Genomic DNA, 23,840 nt, shown 5'->3' on the forward strand with positions numbered 1-23,840 from the left:
AGGTCCGCCGGTCAGGCGAGACGCTCTCCGGAAAACGACGAGGCTCCCGCACCCCCAAAGGGGTACGGGAGCCTTGGCCGGTTGTCTCGACGGTCAGGCGCGCTTGTCGGTCGCGGCGTCCGACGGCTGGGCCGTGCGCAGCTCCTCCAGGAAGCGGTCCACGACACCGCTCTCGCGGGCGAAGTCCGTGACCGGCTCGCCGACGATGCGGCCCGACAGATCGGTGGCCAGCACACCGACCTGCTGACGCAGCTCGGCCTCGGCGACCGCACGCTCCGCGTCGATCACCGCGTGACCCGCGGCGATGATCTCCTCGCGCTGGCGCTGGCCCTCGGCCCGCAGCTCGGCGATGATCGCCGTACCCTGCTCGACCGACTCCTGACGCAGCCGGGCGGCCTCGTGCCGCGCCTCGGCCAGCAGCTCCTGGTACTCGGCATGGACCCGCGCGGCCTCGGCGCGCGTCTCCTCGGCCTCCTCGAAGCGGCCGTCGGTGGCCTCCTCACGCTCGGTGAGGACCTTGTTGATCCGGGGCAGGATCACCTTCGCCATCACGGCGAAGAGGATGAAGAAGAGCGCCAGCCCCAGGATGAGCGGCGCGAGCTCGGGCTTGAGCGGACCGACGTCGATAGCAAGTTTCATGGCCATGGGGTGCAGATTAGTCGAAGCCGAGCCACGAGTCCGCTTCGGCCTGTCCGGCGGATCTTCGGCTGACGGGCCCGCACCGTTGCCGCCCGCGGCGGCGAGGCGCCCTGCCGGGCGCGTCCTCAAACTCCCCCAGCTACCGCTGGGAGGTACCCCGGGGCGCTTGATTGGGCTGGGCTCAGCCAAACCCAGCCCGTCCGGTGCTTGAGGGCTATCGCCGCGTAGCGGTGGTGCCGGCGGCCTCCGGCGGTTCTTCGGCTACCGGCCGGTGGTGCCGCCCGCGGCGGCGGGGCGCCCTGCCGGGCGCGTCCTCAAACTCCCCCAGCTACCGCTGGGAGGTACCCCCAGGGGCCGGATTGGGCTGAGCCCAGCCACAGCAGCCCGTCCGGCGGTTGAGGACAAACCACCGCGCAGCGGTTGTACGGACTGGCACCCACGCCCCAACCCCGTACCACCATCGGGCGAAACCCCGAGGCCCCATGGTCACCGAGTGTGCGACGCCAGTAACTTGAGGCGATTAGCCCTGCCCGGACCAGCCGGACCATGTGATAACCCGACCCAAAAAGGGGCACACCCATGCCTGCGCCCGGCGCCGACCAGACCCCCGCACCGCTGGCGGGCGGCACCGAAGGACCCCGCGCGCTGCGCCCCCTGCTGGACACCGTCCTGCACGCCCTCGGCCAAGGCGCCACCGCCCGCGGCGGACCCTTCCCGCCCGGCGGCCCGGACGCCGTCACCGCCCGGCTGCGTACCGCCGTCGGCCCCGCCCTCCCCGAGCACGGCACCGGCGCCCACGAAGCCCTCCGCACCCTCGTCCGGGCCCTCGCCGAAGGCTCCGCCGACCCCGCCGACCCGCGCTGCGCCGCCCATCTGCACGGCCCGCCCCTCGCCCTGGCCGCCGCCGCGGACCTCGCCGCCGACGCCCTCAACCCCTCCATGGACTCCTGGGACCAGGCCCCCGCCGCCTCCGCACTGGAAATCCTCACCACGCGCGCCCTGGCCGCCCTCGTCCACCCCACCGGCCCCGCCCCCGACGCTCTCGTCACCACCGGCGGCACCGAGTCCAACCAGCTCGCCCTGCTCCTCGCGCGCGAAGCCGCCCGCGCCCGCACGGCCGAGCCCCTGACCGTCGTCTGCGGAGCCAACGCCCACCACAGCGTCCACCGCGCCGCCTGGCTCCTCGGCCTGCCCGCCCCGCAGACCCTGCCCACCCCCGGCGGCGTCCTCGACCCCGCCGACCTCGCCGCGGCCCTCGACGGCCTCTGCGGCGGTCAGGGCGCCCCCACCCTCGTCGTCGCCACCGCGGGCACCACCGACACCGGCCGCATCGACCCGCTCCCCAAGCTCGCCGACCTCTGCGACGCCCACGACATCCCCCTCCACATCGACGCCGCCTACGGCGGGCCGCTCCTGTTCAGCGACACCCTCCGCCCCGCGCTCGACGGCCTCGACCGCGCCCGGACCGTCACCCTCGACCTCCACAAACTCGGCTGGCAGCCCGTCGCCGCCGGCCTCCTCGCCGTGCCCGACACCACCTGGCTCGGCCCCCTCGGACAACGGGTCCCCTACCTCAACCCCGCCGACGACATCGAGGCCGGACACCCCGACCTCCTTTGCCGCTCCCCGCGCACCAGCCGGCGCCCCGACATCCTCAAGATCGCCGTCACCCTCCGCGCCCTCGGCCGCCGCGGCCTGGGCGACCTCGTCGAGCGGGTCTGCGCCACCGCGCGGCTCCTGGCCGACCGCATCGAGGCCCACCCCGCCTTCGAGCTCCATGCCCGCCCCACCCTCAGCACGGTCCTCTTCCGCCCCACCGGCATGGACGACCGGGCGCTCGCCGACCTCAGACGCCGCCTCCTGGACCACGGCACCGCCGTCCTCGGTCGTGCCACCACCCCCGAGGGCCTCTGGCTCAAGGCCACGCTCCTCAACCCCCACACCCGCCCCGACGACCTCGACGCCCTGCTCGAACTCGTGGAAGGCCACACGCCCCGATGACCAATCCTCCGCCCCCCTCCACCGCCCCCGACCAGCCCTTCGACCTCGCGGGCATCGGCATCGGCCCCTTCAACCTCTCCCTCGCGGCCCTCGCCCAGTCCCTCCCCGACCTCCGCACCGCCTTCTACGACCAGAGCCGCGTCTTCCAATGGCACCCCGGCCTGCTCATCGACGACACCGCCCTCCAGGTCCCCTTCCTCGCCGACCTCGTCACCCTCGCCGACCCCGCCAACCCCTGGACCTTCCTCAACTACCTCAAGGCCCGCGAGCGCCTCTACCCCTTCTACTTCGCCGAGCGCTTCCACATCCAGCGCGCCGAATACGACGCGTACTGCCGCTGGGTCAGCGAATCCCTCCCCGGACTCCACTTCGGCCACCAGATCGACGCCGTTCGCTGGAACCCCGAGCGCGCCCTCTTCGAGATCGACTACACCCGGCTCGACACCGACGGCGAAGCCGAGGCCCTCGGCCGCAGCTACGCCCGCAACCTCGTCCTCGGCGTCGGCACCGCCCCCTACGTCCCCGATCCCCTGCGGCCCCTCGTCGACGCCCCCGCAGTCCCCGTCATCCACTCCGCCGACTACCTCGACCACCGCGAGCGGCTCCTCGCCGCCGACCACATCACCGTGATCGGCGCGGGCCAGTCGGGCGCCGAGGTCTTCCTCGATCTCCTGCGCAACCGGCCCGCCGGCCGCGAGAAGCTCCACTGGCTCGCCCGCAGCCCCTCCTTCGCCCCCATGGAATACAGCAAGCTCGGCCTGGAGCACTTCACCCCCGACTACACCCGCTACTTCCACGCCCTGCCCGAGTCCGTACGGGACCAGGCCCTGCCGCGCCAGTGGCAGCTCCACCGGGGCATCGCCGCCGACACCCTCGCCGCCATCCACGACGAGCTCTACCGCCGCAGCCTGCACGGCGGCTGGCCCGACACCGTCCTCACGCCCGGCGTCTTCGTCCGCACCGCCGGCCGCGTCGGCACCACCCGCGTCGAACTCCACCTCGAGCACGCCCAGCAGGGCAGCCGCTCCCGCCTCACCACCGACGCCGTCGTCCTCGCCACCGGCTACCGCGAGCGCCGCGTCGACACCCTCCTCGCCTCCCTGGACCCCTATATCCGCCGGGACTCCGCCGATCGCCCCCGCATCGACGAGCACCACCGGCTCGTCCTCGACCCCCACGTCAAGGGCGCCGTCCACGTCCAGAACGCCGAACGCCACACCCACGGCGTCGGCACCGCCGACCTCGGCCTCGCCGCCTGGCGCAGCGCCCTCATCCTCAACTCCATCACCGGGAAGACGGCCTACCCCCTCCCCGAGCGCACCGCCTTCACGACCTTCGGGCTGGAGCCGCGCCCCCAGTCCCGGCCGCAGCACAAGGCCTCGGAGAACCGGCGCACCATCCCGCGCCAACTGCCCGTCCACTGACGGCAGTCCGGCGTCCCGAGGCACCGGCGCCCCGCCAGGGCCCTTCGGTCACTGGCGGAAGGGGGCCGGTCGCGTTTGGATGGGCGGTGGCCGAGGAAGGACAGTGAACTATGAGCATGCTTGACGTGATCCGGGCAAGACATGACCGTCGCGACAGCCGCGGCGGGGGAGTCGGGGGGCGTCGCGCGTGAGCTCGCCGCTGTTCATCAAGATCTGCGGGCTGCGCACCGCCGAGGACGTGGACACCGCGGTCGAGGCCGGAGCCGACGCGATCGGCTTCGTCTTCGCCGACTCCCCGCGCCAGGTGGACGCCGCCACCGCGGGGAGGCTGGCCCAGCGGGTCCCCGAGCACGTACTGACCGTCGGTGTGTTCCGCCGACAGCCCGTGGCGCGGGTGCGGGACCTCGCGCTGGCGAGCGGGGTCCGCTCCGTACAACTGCACGGCGACGAAGGCCGTGACTACTACGACACCTTGCGGCCGCAGGGGTGGACGCTGATCCGTGCCACCTCCTCCGCAGACGGGCGGACTCCCCGCTGCGGCGAGCTGGGGGAGGACTACCTCCTCCTCGACGCCCCCGACCCCGGCGCGGGCCTGCCGTGGAACTGGGCCGACGACCGCTTCACCCCGCCCACCGGACGCTGGCTCCTCGCCGGTGGCCTCGCCCCCGAGAACGTGGGGCGGGCCGTGCGCACGATCGCGCCGTGGGGCGTGGACGTCTCCAGCGGGGTGGAAGCCCGTCGAGGCGTCAAGGACCCTGCTCTGATCAGGGAGTTCATCCAGGCCGCCCGCTCGGCGGAATGACCGGGGCCTGCTTCTGGCCTGTCCTGATCCAGAGCCAACTCGGCTGTGTGGCTGTAGACTTCAGCCACCGGTAAGCGGCCACCGTCCGCCTGCCCACTTACGGGCGAGGTCATCCCACCGCGTCTCCTCGGCGCTTCGTACCGTCCCCCTGTCGGCCACTGAAAGCACGTGCGCGCGTTCTCAGCCGATGCGGCAATGCCGCCTCGTATTGCTCCTTATTCGGAATCAGCGCTCCCGGTTCTGAACCAGCAGACGGATCTTCTTAAAGTCTTGTGTTCCCGGGCCGGACACTGATAAATCTGTATTTCAGCACCCCAAGATCTCAAAACAAGATCATCCATGGCCGGAGATCTTGCACAACCGGAGAAGTGAGGGTACGTGACCACCGCAAACTCCTGTAAATTGACCCACTGTTGGGTCAACGAGATCGACCTCAAAGCGATAGGCGACCAGGTGGGCACACCGGTCTTTGTCTACAGCGAAGCCCAGATCTTAAAGAACGTCGGCCGCATCCAGGACGCCGCCAAAGCCGTCGGACTCGACTCCCGAGTCGAATTGTATGTCCCCTTCTTCCCGAACTCTAATCCACATGTATTGAAGCCGCTCCAGCAGATGGGAGTCGGCCTGCTTCTGCAACTGCCCGGCGAATACCGGATCCTGCGCGAGTACGGATTCGACAAGTTCATCGTCTCCCCCGGCCACGTCTCCGACGAGGAGATCGGCTTCTGGGACCGGGCCGGCTACCCGACCTTCCTCTCCAGCCTCGACGAGGTCGCCTACTCGCTGCGGACCAACGCCCCCACCATCAGCGCCCGCATCGACAGCCTCGACTCCGGCAAGCCCGGCATCAAGTACAGCGAACTGAAGCGCCTCTCCGACCTGCTCGAGCAGTACGACCGCGAACTCGAATGCTTCGAGGTCTACTGCGGCAGCGGCAACTCGCGCGACGAGATGATCAGCGTCATCGAGAAGCAGTTCGAGATCTTCAAGACGCACTTCCCCCACGCGAAGTCCATCAACTTCGCCGGCGGCCACGGCTTCGTCTACGAAGCCTGGGACGAGACCACGAAGCACTTCGACTGGAACGAATACTTCAAGGCGCTCCGCGAAATCGCGGACCGCATGGAGATCCCGGACCACGTCAAGTTCCTCTTCGAGCCCGCCCGGGACGTACTCGCCGACACCGGCGCCCTCCTGCTCGGCGTCAAGCGCAACGTCATCACCAACGCCGTCGGCAGCCTCGTCGTCACCGACGGCTCACGCATGCTCATGCCCTCCGCACAACTGCGGGACCGCCGCCACAACGTGGTCTTCCTCGACGCGGACATGAAGGAAATCCCCCTCGCCGACGACGCGGACGGCGTCTCGGCGGCACTCCGCGGCCGCAGCATCCTGCGCCACGACTACATCCTCCCCGGCGAATACCGGGTGCCCGCCGGGGTCGACGCCGACAGCCACCTCGTCATCCTCGACGTCGGCGCCTACTGCGCCACCCAGCACATGGAATTCCTCAACATCCCGCCGGCCGCCGAAGTACTCGTCGACACCACCGGCACGGCACACATCGTCACCTCCCGAGGCGACGACCTCGACAAGTGGCGCAACCTCCTCGCGGAGAAGAAGGAACTCAAGCGCTGAAGCAGAGCGGAGCGCCGGGGGAACCAACGCCCCCGGCGCCCGACGCTTCCCTCCTTCACCCGTGAATTCCCAGCGAGGAGCACCCGCATGCAGTCCCCGACGCCCGACGCCCCGGCGCAGGACATCCCGTCACCGCACGACGCCACCGACCCCATCACCCTGTTCGGCCAATGGCTCGAAGCCGCCGAAGCCGCCGAAATCAACGACGCCAACGCCATGGCCATCGCCACCGCCGACACCGACGGCCTGCCCGACGTCCGCATGGTGCTGCTCAAGGGCTTCGATGCGGACGGCTTCGTCTTCTACACCAACACCCAGTCGCGAAAGGGCACCGAACTCCGCGACAACATGCAGGCCGCAGGCGTACTGCACTGGAAGTCCCTGCGCCGGCAGGTGCGCTTCCGCGGCCCCGTGGAGCCCACCACCGCCGCCGAGGCCGACGCCTACTTCGCCTCCCGCCGCCGCGACAGCCGCCTCGGCGCCTGGGCCAGCCGGCAGTCCCGACCCCTGGCCAGCCGCGCGGAACTCGAAGAGGCCGTGGCCCGTGAGGCCGCCCGTTTCCCCGACGACGTACCGCGACCGCCCCATTGGTCCGGCTACCGCATCAGGCCGCTGTCCATCGAGTTCTGGTCGGACAGGCCGTTCCGTCTCCATGACCGGCTCGTTTTCACAAGGGACAAGCCGGAAGGCGACTGGAACACCACACGGCTCTACCCGTAAGGCAATCGAGGAAAGTTCACATGTATTTCACGCACGCTGATTCGGTCTGGACCGCTCACCCGAGCCTGCACGCCCTGACGATGGTCATCGACAACGTCCGCGGCATGGAGAGCGACCCGGAGAGGCTCAAGAAACTCACTCCGAAGGTCGAAGAACGACTGGCCTCGGGCACCGAATCCGAAATGCCCGCCATCGCCTCCTGGCGGGAAGCCTTCTCGAAAATGGGACTGAAGCCCACCCAGTACCGGTGCGCTTCGGAAGCACTGCTCAGGCGGTACCGCAAGGACCGCAGCATGCCGAGCTTTCACCCCCTCGTGGACTACCTCAACTTCGCCTCGATGGCCTCCGCCATCCCCATCGCCGCATTCGACTGCGCGAAGATCTCGGAAGGCATCACCGTCCGCCACGCCGACGGCACCGAGACCTACGAGACGTTCCAGGGCGATATCGAGAACCCCCTGCCGAACGAGGTCGTCTTCGCCGACCCCGAAAACCACGCGCACTCCCGGCGCTGGACCTTCCGGCAAAGTGCCCGATCCGTCGTCTCGGCCCAGACCGACCGCGTACTGATCGTGGCCGAGGCCCATCACGACGCCGCTCCGCAGGACCTCGACGCGCTCGAGCACGAGCTGAAATCCGGGCTGACCGAAGCGGGCGTGCACATCACCGGCGCCCTGCGGATCAGCACCGTGGAGCGCCGACTGGAATTCTGATACGTGTGTGAGGAGACCCTCTGATGTCCACACCCGGCAACATATGTCGCCCTGACCCGACCGACGGTTTGGAAACGGTCCGGCGCGCCATCGCCGACGCCTGTACCCGGGCCCGGCGTGATATCGCCTCGGTGACCCTCGTCGCCGCCTCGAAGACGGTCCCCGCGGACACCATCGAGCAGACCGTCCTGGCCGGTCACACGGTCTACGGCGAGAACCGCGTCCAGGAGGGCAAGGCCAAATGGCCGGACCTCCGGGCGCGGTTCCCCGAGGTCGAACTGCATCTGATCGGGCCACTGCAGTCCAACAAGGCCCGTGAAGCGGTGGCGCTGTTCGATGTCATCCACTCCGTCGACCGCCCCGGCCTCTGCGAGGCCCTCGCCAAACAATGCGAGAAGCAGGGCCGCCGACCCAAGCTGTTCGTCCAGGTCAACACCGGAGCCGAACCGCAAAAAGCGGGCGTCCTGCCCGACGATGCCGATGACCTGCTGACCACCTGCCGCGAAACCTACGCCCTCGACGTCGTGGGCCTCATGTGCATTCCCCCGGCCGGCGAACCGCCGGAGCCGCACTTCGCCCAACTCGCGAAGATCGCCGCCCGCAACGGACTCGACTGCCTGTCCATGGGCATGAGCACGGACTACGCGTCGGCCATCGAATTCGGCGCCACACACGTACGCGTGGGCAGCGCGATATTCGGCGCACGGGCATACGACGCCCGATAACACCGCCCGCCGAAGAGCCCTGGCACGAGCGCCGCGTACCGCAACGGAGAACCACATATGACCCGCCCCGCCCGCTACGACATCCTTTTCGAGCCGTTGAGGATCGGCCCCGTCACCGCCAAGAACCGCTTCTTCCAGGTGCCCCATTGCAACGGCATGGGACGTGCTTTTCCCAGTTCAATGGCTGCGATGCGGGGAGTGAAGGCCGAGGGCGGCTGGGGCGTCATCTGCACCGAACAGTGCGACGTGCACTACTCGGGCAACCACCAGCGGGAACTCCGCCTCTGGGACGAGAAGGACATCCCCTACCTCGCCCGCGCCACGGGCCTCATCCACGACCAAGGGGCCCTGGCGGGGGTCGAGTTGGTGCACAACGGCTCCCACGTCGGCAACCTGGAGAGCCGCGCGATACCCATCGCCCCCAGCCTGCGGCCCACCCGGGGCGTCTTCCCGGCCACCGCCCGCGCCATGGACAAGAACGACATCCGGGCCGCCCGCCGCTGGTACCGCACGGCCGCGATCAACGCCCGACGGGCCGGCTTCGACATCATCTACGTCTACGCCGGCCACGACATGACGTTGCCCATCCACTTCCTCTCCCGCCGTCACAACCACCGCACCGACGAGTACGGCGGCAGCCTCGAGAACCGCGCCCGCTTCCTGCGCGAACTCGTCGAGGACGCCAAGGAGGCCGTCGGCGACACCTGCGCGGTCGCCATCCGCTTCGGCGTCGACGGACTCATGGGCGCCGGCGGCGACGAGGACGAGGGCCGCGACGTCGTCGAGATGCTCGCGGAACTCCCCGACCTGTGGGACGTCAACCTCAGCAACTTCGACTACGACGGCAGCACCTCCCGCTTCAGCGACGAGGGGTACCAAGAGCAGTACATCAAGTTCGTCAAAAGCGTCACCAGCAAACCCGTCGTCGGCGTCGGCCGCTTCACCTCGCCCGACACGATGGTCTCCATGATCAAGGGCGGCACCCTCGACTTCATCGGCGCCGCCCGCCCCTCCATCGCCGACCCCTTCCTGCCCCGCAAGATCGAGGAAGGCCGCTTCGACGACATCCGCGAATGCATCGGCTGCAACATCTGCGTCGCCGGCGACCGGGCCGGGGTGCCCATGCGCTGCACCCAGAACCCCACCATGGGTGAGGAATGGCGCCGCGGCTGGCACCCCGAGCACATCCCGCCCAAGGACACCGACGACACCGTCCTCATCATCGGCGCCGGCCCCGCCGGTCTCGAAGCAGCCCGCGCCCTCGGCCAGCGCGGCTACAGCGTCATGCTCGCCGACCGCAGCCGCGAACTCGGCGGCCGCGTCAACCGCGAATGCCGCCTGCCCGGCCTCGGCACCTGGGCCCGCGTACGCGACTGGCGCCTCACCCAGCTCCGCAAGATGCCGGGCGTGCAACTCCTGCCCGACAACGAGATCACCGGCGACATGGTCCTCGAAGCCGAGTCCTCACTCATCGCCATCGCCACCGGCGCCACCTGGCGCGCCGACGGCGTCGGCCGCTACCACAGCGACCCCATCACCGGCCTCGGACAGATCCCGGTCTTCACACCGGACGACATCATGGACTCCCGCCTGCCCACCGGCCGCGTCGTCCTCTTCGACGACGACCACTACTACATGGGCGGCGTCATCGCCGAACGCCTCGTCGAACACGGCTGCGAGGTCACCTTCGTCACGCCCGAGAGCACCGTCTCGGCCTACACCCAGTTCACCGCCGAACAAAAACGCGTCCAACGACGCGTCATGGAACGATGCGCGGACGTCCGCACCGCCACGGCACTGCGCCGCACCGAACCCGGCACGGCCCACCTCTCCTGCGTCTACACCGGCCGCGAAACCACCCTCCCCGCCGACGCCGTCGTGGTCGTCACCGGCTCCATCCCGCGCGACGAGCTCTACACGGACCTGCAAGGCCGTGACGAGAGGGCCCTCACCGCCGCCGGCATCCGCCGCGTCGTACGCCTCGGCGACTGCCTCGCCCCCGGCATCATCGCCGCCGCCGTCCACAGCGGCCACCTCTTCGCCCGCACCCTGAACACCGCACTCACCGACCGGACACCCTTCCGGCGCGAGAACGTCGAACTCGGCTGGGACCAGCCCCTGCCCGCCACCGGCGACGACCCCCTCACCCCGAGCGGCGTATTCGGCTGAAACACCACGCCCGACCGACCACACACCGTGACAACCGCCGCACACGAACGCCACCATGGCCCCGGCGATCGATGACGCCGGGGCAAAGCGCACGTCGTGCCGCCGGACCGGGGCCCGCCTCAAGGAGAAGCCCATGGAAGAATTCAAGGCCCTGATCGGCAAGGTCGCGACCGGCGCCACGCTGACACTCGAGGAATCCGCCCAGGCCTTCGACCGGATGATGACGGGCGAAGCCACCCCCTCGCAGATGGGCGCCCTGCTGATGGCGCTGCGCATGCGCGGCGAGACCGTCGAGGAGATCACCGGCGCCGTCACCACCATGCGCTCCCAGATGCTCACCGTCGACGCACCTCCCGGCGCCATCGACCTCCTGGGCACCGGCGGCGACTCCTCCGGCTCCTACAACATCTCCACCTGCGCGGCGTTCATCGTCGCCGGAGCCGGCGTCCCCGTCGCCAAACAGGGCAACCGGGCCCTGTCCTCACGCTGCGGCGCCGCCGACGTCCTCGCCGCCCTCGGCGTCCGCATCCACCTCGCCCCCGACGCCATAGAGCGCTGCCTCACCGAGGCCGGCATCGGCTTCATGTTCGCCCCCGACCACCACCCCGCGCTCAAACACATGAGCCCCACCCGGATCGAACTCGGCACCCGCACCATCTTCAACCTGCTCGGTCCCCTCCTCAACCCGGCCGGCGTACGACGACAGATGGTCGGCGTCTACGCCGCGCACTGGGTCGAACCCATCGCCGAGGTCCTGGGCAAACTCGGCTCCGTACGGGCCTACGTCGTCCACGGCTCCGACGGCCTCGACGAAATCACCACCACGGGCCCCACCACCATCGCCTCCCTCGACCACGGCACGATCCACACCTTCGAGGTCACCCCGGAGGACATGGGCCTCGCACGCGTCAGTCCCGACGTGCTCAAAGGAAGCGACGCCCAAGGCAACGCCGAAGCCCTCCGCGGAGTCCTCCAAGGAGAAAAGGGCCCCTACCGCGACATCGCCACCTTCAACGCGGCCGCCGCACTCGTCGTCTCCGGCCGCGCCGAGGAACTGCCCCACGGCATCGAACTCGCCACGAAGTCGATCGACACGGGAGAAGCCCACCGCCGCCTCGAACGACTGATAGCCGTCTCGAACGCCTGACCAACCCCGCGGAACACGGCCCGAACCCCCGAGAGGACCCCCGACATGGCAGACATCCTCACCAAGATCGAAAGCTACAAGCGCGAAGAGATCGCCGCCGCCAAGCGCGCCCGCCCCCAGGCCACACTCGAAAAAGAAGCCCAGGCCGCCCCCGCCCCCCGCGGATTCCTCACCGCGATCGAACACCGCATCGCCCAAGGCGACTACGCACTCATCGCCGAAATCAAAAAAGCGAGCCCCTCCAAGGGACTCATCCGCGCCGACTTCGACCCGCCCGCCCTCGCCACCGCCTACGAAGCCGGCGGAGCGGCCGCCCTCTCCGTACTGACCGACACCCCCTCATTCCAAGGAGCACCCGAACACCTCGCCGCCGCCCGCGCCGCCACCGCGCTCCCGGCCCTGCGCAAGGACTTCATGTTCGACCCCTACCAGATCGTCGAAGCCCGCGCATGGGGCGCCGACTGCGTACTGATCATCCTCGCCGCCGTCGACGACGCCACCGCCAAGGACCTCGAGGACACCGCCCACGCCCTCGGCATGGACGTCATCCTCGAAGTCCACGACGGAACCGAACTCGACCGGGCACTCGAACTGCGCTCCCGCATCATCGGGATCAACAACCGCAACCTCAAGACCTTCGAGACAACCCTCACCACCAGCGAGACCCTCGCACCCCGCGTGCCGGACGGACGGGTGATCATCGGCGAAAGCGGGGTGGCCGGCCCCGCAGACCTCGCCCGCCTCGCTAAGGTCGGCATCTCCACCTTCCTCGTCGGCGAGAGCCTCATGCGCAACGAGGACGTCGAAACGGCGACCCGGGCACTACTCGCCCAGGGTTGATATCAGCAACAGAGGAGCGCCGCCCATGAGCATCGAATTCTTAATCACCTCATTCATCGTCACCGCATCCCCCGGCACCGGAGTCCTCTACACCCTGGCCACCGGCCTCTCCCGAGGATTCCGCCCGAGCATCGTGGCGGCGTTCGGATGCACCCTGGGCATCGTCCCCCACATGGCCGCCACCATCATGGGACTCGCAGCACTCCTCCAGGCCAGCGCCCTCGCCTTCCAGATCTTCAAATACCTCGGCGTCGCCTACCTCCTCTACGTCGCCTGGAGCACCCTCCGCGAAAGCGGCACCCTCAAGGTCGAAGAGAACAACGGCACGGATACCGCCCCCTCCGCCACCAAAGTCACCGTCACCGGCGTACTGATCAACATCCTCAACCCGAAGCTGACCATCTTCTTCCTGGCCTTCCTGCCCCAGTTCGTCAGCACCGACGAATCCAGCCCCGTCATGCGCATGCTTGAACTGAGCCTTGTCTTCATGCTGATGACCTTCGTGATCTTCGTCGGCTACGGCCTGCTCGCCGCCGCCGTCCGCGACCACGTCATCTCCCGCCCCAAGGTCCTCACCTGGATGCGCCGCACCTTCGCCGGAGCCTTCGTCGCCCTCGGCGCCAAACTCGCCTTCACCAACATCTGACACCCGAACTGCCTGCCCCACACAAGCGGCCCCACTGACAGACCGTGCGTCAGTGGGGCCTCGGCCTGCCATGGGAGCCACGACCGAAAACTAGGACGATATCTCCCACTTCAGCTGCGTCGGCGCCGACGCGGGACTTCCCGTGTACTTCGTGGTGTACGCGGGCGCCTTGCCGTAATCATCACCCCCGGCACCCAGATACCAACCGTTCCCCTCGTTCTTCACGAGCTTGGTACTCGCGTCATAGGACCACTTCAGCTGCGGGGGAGCAGCCGCCGGATCCCCCGTGTACTTCTCCGTATACGCAGGCGACTTGGCAGCGGAATCACCACCGCTACCGAGGTACCAGCCATTCGCCTCGTTCTTGACGAGCTTGGTGGCGGGGTCGTACGACCACTTCAGATTGCCGGGCGCCGACGCCGGCTCCCCCGTGTATTTCACGGCATACGTGGGGGCCTTGGCGGACGATTTCTCACCACCACTGTCGAGGTACCCCCCGGATCCCTCGTGCTTGATGGGCGCCGGAGAGACGGCGGCCTGACCCACGCCCGGGGCCAGAACCACCAAGGTTGCGGCAGCCGCAAAGATCACGGACCGCCGGACGAACGGGTGCACGAGCGGGTGCACAGGCATGGTTCTGTTCTCCTGCCGTTTCAGCGCATGGCTTCGAGAAGGCGAACGGTGCGCCCCAGAACCGTACTGTCCGTAAAACAGCACGAGCGAGTGCCCGTTGGCGCACCCACCACAAACGATCCACCGCCGGATCATCCCCGCACACACGGCTCGGCCAGATACCCAGCGGCGCCGCCGCGCGCCCGCAGCACCCGGCCCGCGCCCGAGGGCGGCGCCGCCCGCGATCACTGCCCCGCACAGCACGAGCGGCCCCGACCCCCGGCGCCACCACCTCAGAACACCGGCACACCATCCCGCGTCAGCTTCCAGTCCACCGAAGCGAACCGCGCCACATCGATCGCCCCCTGCGCCTTCACCCACCCGATGATCGTGTTACGAATCTCCTCCGAATTCGCCCACACCTGCTTCGCACCCGCCACATGCGGGAAATTACCGCCACCACTCGCCCGATAATTGTTCACCGCCAGCACAAACTGCGCCGCGTCATCCAACGGCTTCCCCCCGAACGACAGATTCACAATCCGCGAACCCGGCTCCTTCGCGATGTCGATCTCATACGACAGACCACTCACCGCGTCATAGTTGTAATCCGGAATACTCTCCGCATTCGTCAGCCTCGCCGGATCCACCGGAGCACCCGCAGCGGTCCGCACGTAATAACGCGCCGAGAACTCCAGATACGCCCGCAACTGCGCACCCGTCAGCACCCGCGCCTCCAGCGTGTTCTCGAACGGATACAACCCGGCCACCTCACGGATCGTCACCTTCCCCGCCGGAACAGCAGCCGTCCGCGAGAAACACGACGCCTGCGACAACACCGGCAACGACGCGTACGCCGTCCCCGCCAACGCCGACCTCACGGTCTCCGCCTGCACATGATTGATGAAATCGATGATCGGCGTGTCCTTCACCGGCGCCTCAGCCGCCCCCATCGCAGCCGACGACGTACCGATCACCTGATTCACATACGCCACGACCTTCTCGTGCTCATCACGCAGCAGACCCGTGATCTTCCGGTCCTCGGCCGCCGTATTGGAATTCAACACCTTCGCCGACACCGACTCGACCTGCCAGCACCCCTTACCCCACACCAACTCGAAGTCGAACAACGTCAGCCGCTGCCCCCACTTCAACGGCTCCGACAGAACAACCTGCTTACCCGACTTCTTATTCGTCACCCGGTACTCCGGGATCTCCGTATGCGCATGCCCGACCAGAATCGCATCAATACCCGGCACCTGCTCCGCCACCAAAGCCGCCGCGTTCTCGACATACGGCAACTGATCCCCGTACGACGACGTACCGCTGCTCCCCGAGTGCGCCGACACGATCACCACATCCGCACCCATCGACCGAAGCCTCGGCACCCACTTCGCCGCCTGCTCCTCCAGCCCCGGGAACGTCATCCTCCCCTGCACATTCGCCTTGTCCCAGATCGCGATCCCCGGGTTCGTCAGCCCCAGCACCGCCACCTTCACATCACGACCGTGCGGCGTACACACCCGCTTCATCACATACGGTGCGAACGCCGGACGCAACGTCTTCGCATCCAACGCATTGGCACCCAACAACGGAAAATCACACTGCTTCTCGAACTTCCGCAGCACCGGAATTCCGTAATTGAACTCATGATTACCGAGCGCCGCCGCGTCATACCCGATCGCATTCATCGCCTGCGCCATCGGATGCACCGGACCACCGACCCGCGTGATCGGATCCACCTTCGCGTAGTAGTACGACAACTGCGTACCCTGAATCGTGTCACCCGCGTCGATCAACAGCGTGTTCCGCCGGCCCTTCTCCTTACGGACCTGCTCCACCAACGTCGAGATCTTCGCCAGACCCACATCGTTGTGCGCCTTGTCATCGAACTCGGCATCGGTGAAATAATCCCAGTTGAAGACATTGCCATGCAGATCCGTGGTGCCCATGACGGTGAACGAATACCGCTTCTTCCGCCGATCCCGGAACCCCGCATCCTGAGCCTGGGCCGGCCCGGCAGCAGCAGCCCCCGCCAACGCGACCCCCGCACCCGTCGCGGCGGTACGCCCCAGAAAATTCCTACGGTTGAGCGGCATCTCTTCTCCCCAACAGTGACGGCCGAAACCTCGGCAAACAGCACAACGCGCGTAGATTCTGACCCAGCCCGCCACACCCAGGACAGACCCCCAAGGTTGCGATCCGGTGACTCCCCAGTAACCCGGCACACCGCACCCAGGACCGGCCCCTCACACCACCTCACCTGAGACGCTGGCCCCATGACCACACCCGCGCCCCTCCCCTACGGCACCCCCGAAGCCCCCCGCCTCGCCGTCCGAGGCGAAGCCCGCCTCGAAGTCGACCCCGAAATCGCCCGCCTCGGCATCACCGTCAGCGCCCGCGGCACCGACCGCCGCACCGCCCTCGCCGACCTCACCCACCGCAACAACCAAACCCTCGAACTCATCAAGTCCTACGACCAAGCAATCGAACAACTCGAAACCGGCTCCTTCACCATCACCCCCCAACTCACCGACAAAGGCCGCCACGAACGCATCCGCGCCTACCACGGCACCGTCCACCTCACCGCCACCCTGAACGACTTCACCGCCCTCGGCGAACTCACCACCCGCCTCGCCGACCTCGACCTCACCCGCGTCGACGGCCCCTGGTGGGCCCTGCGCCCCGACTCACCCGCCCACCGCGAAGCCCGCCAACAGGCAGTACGGGAAGCCGTACAGCGCGCCCGCGAATACGCCGGAGCACTCGGCGCCGAACTCGTCGCCATCGTGGAACTCGCCGACATCGGCGCCGAGAACGCGACCCCCGCCGGACTCCCACCCGCCCCCGGCGGAATGATGCGATCAGCCGGCTACGGAGGCGAAGCACCCGCCCCCGCCCTCGACCTCGAACCCCAGCGCCAATTCGTCTACGCACAGGTCAACGCCCGGTTTACGATGACCCGTCCCGCGCTCTGACGCCCCCGCGCGGGGGAGACCCGGGGCGCCCGCGACGCTCATCGGAGCACCCCCGCGCACGTTTCACTAATTGTCAACAACCTTTCGTCCAAACGACGTTGGGGAGTTGCGGACGTCCAATTGTCTACCCGCCGGTAAGTCATAAGCTCGTGCCATGCGCCGAGCAAAAATCGTCTGCACACTGGGCCCCGCCACCGACTCGTACGAGCAGATCAAGGCACTCGTCGAAGCCGGCATGGACGTCGCCCGCCTCAACCTCAGCCACGGCACCTACGCCGACCACGAGACGCGCTACGAGCGGGTACGCAAAGCCGCAGAGGAAACCGGCCGCAACGTCGGCATCCTCGCCGACCTTCAAGGCCCGAAGATCCGCCTCGGCACCTTCCGCGAAGGCCCTGTACTCCTTGAACGCGGCGATGACTTCACCATCACCGTCGACGACGCCGAAGGCGACCGACACATCTGCGGCACCACCTACCCCGGCCTCGCCGCCGACGTCACCAAGGGTGAACGCATCCTCGTCGACGACGGCCGCGTCACCCTCGAAGTCACCGAAGTCGACGGCCCCCGCGTCAGGACCATCGTCATCGAAGGCGGCATGGTCTCCGACCACAAGGGCCTCAACCTCCCCGGCGTCGCCGTCTCCGTCCCCGCCCTCTCCGACAAGGACATCCACGACCTCCGCTGGGCCATCAGGACGGGCGCAGACATCATCGCCCTGTCCTTCGTCCGCAGCGCCCACGACATCGAGGACGTCCACCGCATCATGGACGAGGAAGGCACCCGCCTACCCGTCATCGCGAAGATCGAAAAGCCGCAGGCCGTCGCCAACCTCGACGGCATCGTCGCCGCCTTCGACGGCATCATGGTCGCCCGAGGCGACCTGGGCGTCGAGATGCCCCTCGAAACCGTGCCCATCGTCCAGAAGCGCGCCATCAAGCTGGCCAAGCGCAACGCCAAGCCGGTCATCGTCGCGACCCAGATGCTCGACTCCATGATCGACGCGTCCCGCCCCACGCGCGCGGAGGCCTCCGACGTCGCCAACGCCGTCATCGACGGCACGGACGCGGTCATGCTTTCGGGTGAGACCAGCGTCGGCAAATACCCCGTCGAGACCGTGAAGACGATGGGCCGCATCGTCCGGGCGGCAGAGGAGGACGTCCTCGCCAAGGGCCTGCCGCCCCTGACCGAACGCAGCAAGCCCCGCACCCAGGGCGGTTCGGTGGCCCGCGCGGCGGCGGAGATGGGCGACTTCCTCGGCGCGAAGTTCCTGGTGGCCTTCACTCAATCCGGTGACACGGTCCGCCGCCTGTCCCGCTACCGCTCGCCGATCCCCCTGCTGGCCTTCACCCCGGAACCGGCGACCCGGTCGCAACTGAACCTGACGTGGGGGGTGGAGACCTTCCTCGGCCCGATGGTCCAGACGACGGACGAGATGGTCGACCAGGTCGACGAATACCTGCTGCGGATCGGGCGCTGCCGGAAGGGCGACATGGTCATCATCACGGCGGGCTCGCCACCCGGGGTGGCGGGGACGACGAACCTGGTGCGGGTGCATCACATCGGGGAGGAGGAGTAGGCGAGGTCAGTACTTGGGGCCGATGTGGGCGTCCATGAGGGCGACGGAGTCCTTGCGGGCGACGGATATGTTGAACGGGTCCTTGCCGCGCCGCGTCATCGTCCATTCGACGCCGACGATGTCGAGGGCATCGGCGTAGAGACAGAGGATGTCCTCGGACTTGTTGGTGAAGAAGTACCGCGGGTACTCGTAGCGCTTGCGTACGCCGCCGACGAGGCGGGTGGTCCAGTTGGTGATCCGGCAGCCGTCGGAGTGGATGAGCCCGCGTATGAATTCCCAGGGGTACTCCTCCACGATGGCTTCCTGCCAGGGGTCGAGCGCGATGAGCCGCTCGTGCTTCTTGCCGGGGCCGTGCTGGGGGAACAGGCACCACAGGTGCTTGGAGTAGATCTTCACGTTGTGACAACCCGTTCTGCGGAGGCGGCAGACGGAGTTGTTCGGGAAGACCGTGCGCATGGCCTTCTCGCACTCGTCCATGAGGCCTGGCCAGGCGTCGGCGCACGTGATCATGAGGCTCGGCACCCGATGCTCGGAGTACTGAATGATGTGGCCGTCACCCAGGTACAGGGCCAAGAGGTAGGAGTACGCAGCTTTGTCGAGCTCGCCTTCGCAACGCGGGCACTTGGTGACGTGGGCACCTGGGCATTCCCCGCGCTTCGCCCGGTCCATGTGTAACCAGTAGCTGACCGTGCCGAGGGGGACACCCAGGGCGCGGGCGACATCCGCGTTCTTGGAGCCATTGCGGAGGAGAGTGAGGGCCTTCTGGCGCACCTCGAAGCCGTGCATCTTCATGTCATCACCCTGTGCCACGAAGTGGCTGCGCAGAGTGAAATTGGTACATCTTCACGAGAAGGTGAAGGTCCACTTTGGAGCAGGGTGCCGGGTGCGGGATTCGAACCCGCAAGCCCTTTCAGGCAGAGGTGTTTGAGACCTCCGTGTATACCGTTCCACCAACCCGGCGAGGTGTAGCGCGGATAGCTTACCCTGTGGGGCTCGACGAAGTCGCGCGGGTAGGCTCATGGGGCACCACCTGTCCTGAGCGAGGAGACCCGTGACCGCCGCCGAGCCCACACCCGTCGACGACGAGCAGCCGCACACCCCTCCCCACACGACCCGTGTCGTCATCGCCGAGGACGAGGCCCTCATCCGTCTCGATCTCAAAGAGATGCTCGAAGAAGAGGGGTACTCCGTCGTCGGTGAGGCGGGCGACGGCGAGACCGCCGTGGCGCTGGCGCGGGAGCACAAGCCGGACCTGGTCATCCTCGATGTGAAGATGCCCGTTCTCGACGGGATCTCCGCCGCCGAGCGGATCGCCGCCGAGTCCATCGCGCCCGTCCTGATGCTCACCGCCTTCTCGCAGCGCGAGCTCGTCGAGCGCGCCCGGGACGCCGGTGCCATGGCCTACCTCGTGAAGCCGTTCAGCAAGAGCGACGTCGTGCCCGCCATCGAGATGGCGGTCTCGCGGTTCACCGAGCTGAAGGCCCTGGAGCAGGAGGTCGCGGACCTTTCCCAGCGGCTGGAGACGCGCAAGCTCGTGGACCGGGCGAAGAGCGTGCTGCAGACGCAGTACGGCTTGACCGAGCCCGCCGCGTTCCGCTGGATCCAGAAGACGTCGATGGACCGTCGGCTGTCGATGCAGCAGGTCGCCGAGGCGGTCATCGAGGACGCCCAGGAGAAGCAGAACAAGCAGTCGGCTCCCAAGGAGCAGTAGTCCCGCAGCGCGCTGCACGAAGGGCCCCGTCCGATTGCCGGACGGGGCCCTTCGCGTATCAGTCGTGTCAGTCCTCGCCCAGATACGCCTTGCGTACGGACTCGTCGTGCAGCAGGTCGGCCCCCGTGCCCGAGAGGACGATCCTGCCGATCTCCATGACGTGACCCTGGTCGGCGAGGGAGAGCGCCGCCTGTGCGTTCTGTTCGACGAGCAGGATGGTCGTGCCGGAGGCCTTGAGTTCGGTGATGGTCTGCATGATCTTCTGCATCATGATCGGGGAGAGGCCCATGGAGGGCTCGTCGAGCATGAGCAGCTTGGGGCGGGACATCAGGGCGCGGCCCATGGCGAGCATTTGTTGTTCGCCGCCGGAGAGGGTTCCGGCGGCTTGTTTGGCTCGTTCCCCGAGGATGGGGAAGAGCTCGTAGACGCGCTGGATGTCGTGGGTGATTCCGGCGGTGTCCTTGCGGAGGAACGCTCCGAGCTGGAGGTTCTCGGCGATGGTGAGCCGGGGGAAGATGTGGCGGCCTTCGGGGGAGTGGGCGAGGCCGCGGGCGACGATCTGGTGGGCGGGGACTCCGTTGAGGGGGGTGCCGTCGAAGCGGATGGTGCCAGCGAGGGGTTTGAGGAGTCCGGAGAGGGTGCGCAGGGTGGTGGTCTTCCCGGCGCCGTTGGTGCCGATGAGGGTGACGACCTGGCCGGCTTCGACGGTGAAGGAGATGCCTTTGACGGCTTCGATCTTGCCGTAGGCGACCCGGAGGTTGTCGACTTCGAGGAGGGGGGTCATGGGGTTTCCTCCGGGAGGTCGGCGCGGGCGTCGGCGTGGGCTTCGGCGGCTTCGACTTCGGCGAGTTCTTCTTGTCCGGGTGCGCCTTCGAAGGGGGTGCCGAGGTAGGCGGCGATGACGCGTTCGTCGGCTTGGACGGCGTCGGAGGTGCCTTCGGTGAGTTTTTCGCCTTGGACGAGGACGGCGACGCGGTCGCAGAGGTTGAAGATGAAGCGCATGTCGTGCTCGATGACGAGGACGGCGATGCCTTGGTCGCGGATGGCGCGGACGAGGGTTTGGGTGGCGCGGGTTTCGTGGGGGTTCATGCCGGCGGTGGGTTCGTCGAGGAGGAGGAGGCCGGGGTCGCTGGCGAGGGCGCGGGCGATTTCGAGCTTGCGTTGTTCGCCGTAGGGGAGGTTGCGGGAGAGGTGGTCGGCTTTGTCGGCGAGGCCGGTGAAGTCGAGGAGTTCCATGGCGCGTTGGATGGAGGCGGCTTCGGCGCGGCGGAAGCCGGGGCCGCGGAGGAGGGCGGAGAAGAGGCCTTCTTTGGTGCGGGCGTGGCGGCCGACGAGGACGTTTTCGAGGACGGTCATGTTGGCGAAGAGGCGGATGTTCTGGAAGGTGCGGGCGATGCCGGCTTGGGTGACGAGGTGGGGTTTGGGGGGTAGGACGGTGTCGCGGTAGGTGACGGTGCCTTCGGTCGGGGTGTAGAGGCCGGTGAGGCAGTTGAAGAAGGTGGTTTTGCCGGCGCCGTTGGGGCCGATGAGTCCGACGATTTCGCGTGGGTGGACGGCGAGGTCGACGGAGCGTACGGCGGTGAGGCCGCCGAAGCGCATGGTGACGCCGGTGGCGTGGAGGACGGGGTGGGTGCCGTCGGGGGCGGGGGTTTTGGTCGGGTTGGTCGTCATGCCGGTCACGCCTCCGCCTTGGTGACGCCGACTGCCCCGTCGGGGAGGCCTCGTTCGGGTACGTCGAGCTGGTCGGTCTCGTGGAATTCGAGTTGTTTGCGGCGGTCGGCGACCATGCCTTCGGGGCGGAAGCGCATGAGGAGGACGAGTGCGAGGCCGAAGAGCAGGAGTTGGTAGTCCTGCATGAATTCCATTTTGTTCGGGATGAGGTAGAGGAGTGCGGCGCCGATGACGGGGCCGCTGATGGTGCCCATGCCGCCGAGGATGACGGCGGCGAGGAGGAAGGCGGAGTTGGGGGGTACGGTCCCGGCGAATTGGTAGCTGTCGGGGGTGGTTGTGGTGATGACGTGGGCCTGGACGGTGCCGGCGAGTCCGGCGAGTGCGGCGCCGAGGGCGAAGGCGAGGAGCTTGAGCCGGAAGGCGTTGATGCCCATGGCGGTGGCGGCGGTTTCGTCCTCGCGGATGGCGACCCAGGCGCGGCCGATGCGGGATTCGGCGGCGCGGCGGAAGACGAGGACGACGACGGCGGTGGCGAGCAGCATCAGCAGGTAGTAGTTGCCGAAGCGGCCGATGGGGACGCCGAGGATGTTGTGGGTTTTGCCGAATTCGAAGCCGAGGATTTCGAGGTCGGGGATGTTGGGGATGCCCATGGATCCGTTGGTGATGTCGGGTCCGGTGGTGCCGTTGAGGTTGAGCATGGTGATGCGGAAGATCTCGCCGAAGCCGAGGGTGACGATGGCGAGGTAGTCGCCGCGTAGGCGGAGGGTGGGGGCGCCGATGAGGACGCCGAAGACGAGGGAGGCGCCGATGCCGGTGAGGACGGCTGCCCAGAAGGGGAAGTGGACGCCGATGGCGGATTCGGGGGAGCCGGAGACGAGGGCGGCGGCGTAGGCGCCGACGCCGAGGAAGGCGACGTATCCGAGGTCGAGGAGGCCGGCGAGGCCGACGACGACGTTGAGGCCGAGGGCGACGGTGGCGAAGATCAGGATGCTGGCGGCGAGGTTGGTGTAGGTGTCGTTGGTCTGGGTGAGGGGGAAGCAGGCGGCGGCGGTGAAGGCGGCGGCGAGTGCGATGTTGCGGTGTTTGGCGGTGAGGTGGCTGAGGCGGGTGGTGAGTCCGGCGCGGCCGAGGGCGGCGATGGTGAAGCAGGCGAGGATGAGGTAGCCGACGAAGAGTTCGCCGTATTCGGTGTCGATGCCGTAGGTGAAGGCGTAGAGGCCGATGGCGTAGGCGGCGGCGATGATGAGGATGTCGGCCCAGGTGGGGAGTTCCTTGGGGCGGGGTGGTCGGTTTGTGGTGAGGGTGTGGCGGAAGCGGTTCCAGGGGGTGGGAGGTTTGGTGCTGCCGCGGTCGTCGTAGGGGCGGTCGGCGGGGAGGGCGAGGGCGCCGGTGAGGGTGAGGAGGGTGGCGAGGGCGGCGATGTATGCGCCGGGTTCGAGGTGGGCGAGGCCGCCGAGTTGGGTGCTGATGGCGCCGAGGGTGTACCAGGTGGTGGCGAGGGTGCCGAGGGCGAGGAGGAGGGTGGGGGCGGTGGTTCCGGCGGGGGTGAGCCAGCGGAGGCCGCGGGGGCGGTAGGCGGTGAGGGCGTGGAGGAGGGTGAGGATGCCGCCGGTGAGGGTGATGTTTTGGAGGCCGCCGGGGTAGCCGTTGACGGTGAGGTCGCCGGGGAATGCGGTGGTCCAGGTCCAGGCGAGGAAGGTGGAGAGGATGGTGAGTGCGGCGCCGGTGATGGTGGTGATGCGGGCGATGTTGGTGGTGAGGGGTATGAGTGAAGTGGCGTTCTGTGAAGGGGAGTCGGGGGTGGCGTTCTTGCCGGTCATGGGGA

General features: G+C 68.0%; 21 protein-coding genes and 1 tRNA gene. 14 read left to right on the plus strand and 8 right to left on the minus strand.

What is annotated here, in order from left to right; translation table 11 throughout:
- Nucleotides 1-93 precede the first annotated feature (93 nt).
- A complete protein-coding gene (locus ACZ53N_RS08660) occupies nucleotides 94-645 on the minus strand; it encodes a F0F1 ATP synthase subunit B (RefSeq protein ID WP_184730681.1) in 552 nt (183 codons plus the stop codon).
- Nucleotides 646-1,218: 573 nt separating this feature from the next.
- On the opposite strand from ACZ53N_RS08660, the gene ACZ53N_RS08665 reads away from it, so the two are divergent.
- From ACZ53N_RS08665 to ACZ53N_RS08715, 11 genes are all read left to right on the plus strand, one after another.
- Complete coding sequence (locus ACZ53N_RS08665; RefSeq protein ID WP_469140205.1) at nucleotides 1,219-2,640, plus strand: pyridoxal phosphate-dependent decarboxylase family protein; 1,422 nt, start codon at nucleotides 1,219-1,221, stop codon at nucleotides 2,638-2,640.
- On the plus strand, nucleotides 2,637-4,064 hold the full coding sequence (locus ACZ53N_RS08670; protein WP_469140206.1) for a lysine N(6)-hydroxylase/L-ornithine N(5)-oxygenase family protein: 1,428 nt from the start codon (nucleotides 2,637-2,639) through the stop codon (nucleotides 4,062-4,064). The genes ACZ53N_RS08665 and ACZ53N_RS08670 overlap by 4 nt, the downstream gene beginning before the upstream one ends.
- Before the next feature lie 187 nt (nucleotides 4,065-4,251).
- A complete protein-coding gene (locus ACZ53N_RS08675; RefSeq protein ID WP_469140207.1) occupies nucleotides 4,252-4,866 on the plus strand; it encodes a phosphoribosylanthranilate isomerase in 615 nt (204 codons plus the stop codon).
- A 402-nt stretch (nucleotides 4,867-5,268) separates the two neighbouring features.
- Entirely contained in the window at nucleotides 5,269-6,504 is a 1,236-nt protein-coding gene (locus ACZ53N_RS08680; RefSeq protein WP_469140208.1) for a hypothetical protein, read from the plus strand.
- Between the two features lie 87 nt (nucleotides 6,505-6,591).
- Nucleotides 6,592-7,224: a pyridoxamine 5'-phosphate oxidase gene (gene pdxH, locus ACZ53N_RS08685; protein ID WP_469140209.1), complete on the plus strand. Its 633-nt coding sequence runs from the start codon at nucleotides 6,592-6,594 to the stop codon at nucleotides 7,222-7,224.
- Between the two features lie 20 nt (nucleotides 7,225-7,244).
- Complete coding sequence (locus ACZ53N_RS08690) at nucleotides 7,245-7,937, plus strand: B3/B4 domain-containing protein (protein ID WP_469140210.1); 693 nt, start codon at nucleotides 7,245-7,247, stop codon at nucleotides 7,935-7,937.
- A gap of 23 nt (nucleotides 7,938-7,960) precedes the next feature.
- On the plus strand, nucleotides 7,961-8,662 hold the full coding sequence (locus tag ACZ53N_RS08695; protein ID WP_469140211.1) for a YggS family pyridoxal phosphate-dependent enzyme: 702 nt from the start codon (nucleotides 7,961-7,963) through the stop codon (nucleotides 8,660-8,662).
- A gap of 57 nt (nucleotides 8,663-8,719) precedes the next feature.
- Nucleotides 8,720-10,831 (plus strand): oxidoreductase, encoded by a 2,112-nt coding sequence (locus ACZ53N_RS08700; protein WP_469140212.1) that lies wholly within the window; start codon nucleotides 8,720-8,722, stop codon nucleotides 10,829-10,831.
- A gap of 133 nt (nucleotides 10,832-10,964) precedes the next feature.
- Nucleotides 10,965-11,978, plus strand: coding sequence for an anthranilate phosphoribosyltransferase (gene trpD, locus ACZ53N_RS08705; protein WP_469140213.1), 1,014 nt, complete (start codon nucleotides 10,965-10,967; stop codon nucleotides 11,976-11,978).
- 45 nt (nucleotides 11,979-12,023) lie between these two features.
- Nucleotides 12,024-12,818, plus strand: coding sequence for an indole-3-glycerol phosphate synthase TrpC (gene trpC, locus ACZ53N_RS08710; RefSeq protein ID WP_469140214.1), 795 nt, complete (start codon nucleotides 12,024-12,026; stop codon nucleotides 12,816-12,818).
- A gap of 25 nt (nucleotides 12,819-12,843) precedes the next feature.
- Entirely contained in the window at nucleotides 12,844-13,464 is a 621-nt protein-coding gene (locus tag ACZ53N_RS08715) for a LysE family translocator (protein ID WP_469140215.1), read from the plus strand.
- A gap of 90 nt (nucleotides 13,465-13,554) precedes the next feature.
- Here ACZ53N_RS08715 and ACZ53N_RS08720 read toward each other — a convergent pair whose 3' ends face one another.
- Together ACZ53N_RS08720 and ACZ53N_RS08725 are read right to left on the minus strand one after the other, a co-directional pair.
- Nucleotides 13,555-14,097 carry a hypothetical protein gene (locus ACZ53N_RS08720; protein WP_469140216.1) on the minus strand — a complete coding sequence of 181 codons (543 nt, stop codon included), beginning with the start codon at nucleotides 14,095-14,097 and terminating at the stop codon, nucleotides 13,555-13,557.
- Between the two features lie 272 nt (nucleotides 14,098-14,369).
- Entirely contained in the window at nucleotides 14,370-16,175 is a 1,806-nt protein-coding gene (locus ACZ53N_RS08725) for a bifunctional metallophosphatase/5'-nucleotidase (protein WP_469140217.1), read from the minus strand.
- 180 nt (nucleotides 16,176-16,355) lie between these two features.
- On the opposite strand from ACZ53N_RS08725, the gene ACZ53N_RS08730 reads away from it, so the two are divergent.
- Both ACZ53N_RS08730 and pyk read left to right on the plus strand, forming a co-directional pair.
- Entirely contained in the window at nucleotides 16,356-17,054 is a 699-nt protein-coding gene (locus tag ACZ53N_RS08730) for an SIMPL domain-containing protein (RefSeq protein ID WP_469140218.1), read from the plus strand.
- A 154-nt stretch (nucleotides 17,055-17,208) separates the two neighbouring features.
- Nucleotides 17,209-18,633, plus strand: coding sequence for a pyruvate kinase (gene pyk / locus ACZ53N_RS08735; protein WP_469140219.1), 1,425 nt, complete (start codon nucleotides 17,209-17,211; stop codon nucleotides 18,631-18,633).
- Between the two features lie 6 nt (nucleotides 18,634-18,639).
- On the opposite strand, the gene ACZ53N_RS08740 is transcribed toward pyk, so the two are convergent.
- Nucleotides 18,640-19,425: an RNA polymerase sigma factor sigma-70 region 4 domain-containing protein gene (locus ACZ53N_RS08740; protein WP_469140220.1), complete on the minus strand. Its 786-nt coding sequence runs from the start codon at nucleotides 19,423-19,425 to the stop codon at nucleotides 18,640-18,642.
- An 85-nt stretch (nucleotides 19,426-19,510) separates the two neighbouring features.
- Nucleotides 19,511-19,593: transfer RNA gene (locus ACZ53N_RS08745), tRNA-Leu, on the minus strand.
- A gap of 91 nt (nucleotides 19,594-19,684) precedes the next feature.
- On the opposite strand from ACZ53N_RS08745, the gene ACZ53N_RS08750 reads away from it, so the two are divergent.
- A complete protein-coding gene (locus tag ACZ53N_RS08750; RefSeq protein ID WP_366685413.1) occupies nucleotides 19,685-20,344 on the plus strand; it encodes an ANTAR domain-containing response regulator in 660 nt (219 codons plus the stop codon).
- 67 nt (nucleotides 20,345-20,411) lie between these two features.
- Here ACZ53N_RS08750 and ACZ53N_RS08755 read toward each other — a convergent pair whose 3' ends face one another.
- Genes ACZ53N_RS08755 through ACZ53N_RS08765 form a run of 3 tightly spaced genes read right to left on the minus strand, consistent with a single transcriptional unit; the run spans nucleotide 20,412 to nucleotide 23,835 of the window.
- Nucleotides 20,412-21,128 (minus strand): ABC transporter ATP-binding protein, encoded by a 717-nt coding sequence (locus ACZ53N_RS08755; protein WP_469140221.1) that lies wholly within the window; start codon nucleotides 21,126-21,128, stop codon nucleotides 20,412-20,414.
- Nucleotides 21,125-22,015 carry an ABC transporter ATP-binding protein gene (locus tag ACZ53N_RS08760; protein ID WP_469140350.1) on the minus strand — a complete coding sequence of 297 codons (891 nt, stop codon included), beginning with the start codon at nucleotides 22,013-22,015 and terminating at the stop codon, nucleotides 21,125-21,127. Before ACZ53N_RS08760 ends, ACZ53N_RS08755 begins: the two co-directional genes overlap by 4 nt.
- 5 nt (nucleotides 22,016-22,020) lie before the next feature.
- Complete coding sequence (locus tag ACZ53N_RS08765; protein WP_469140351.1) at nucleotides 22,021-23,835, minus strand: branched-chain amino acid ABC transporter permease; 1,815 nt, start codon at nucleotides 23,833-23,835, stop codon at nucleotides 22,021-22,023.
- Nucleotides 23,836-23,840 lie beyond the last annotated feature (5 nt).

The organism is Streptomyces sp. NPDC033229, from assembly GCF_055576875.1.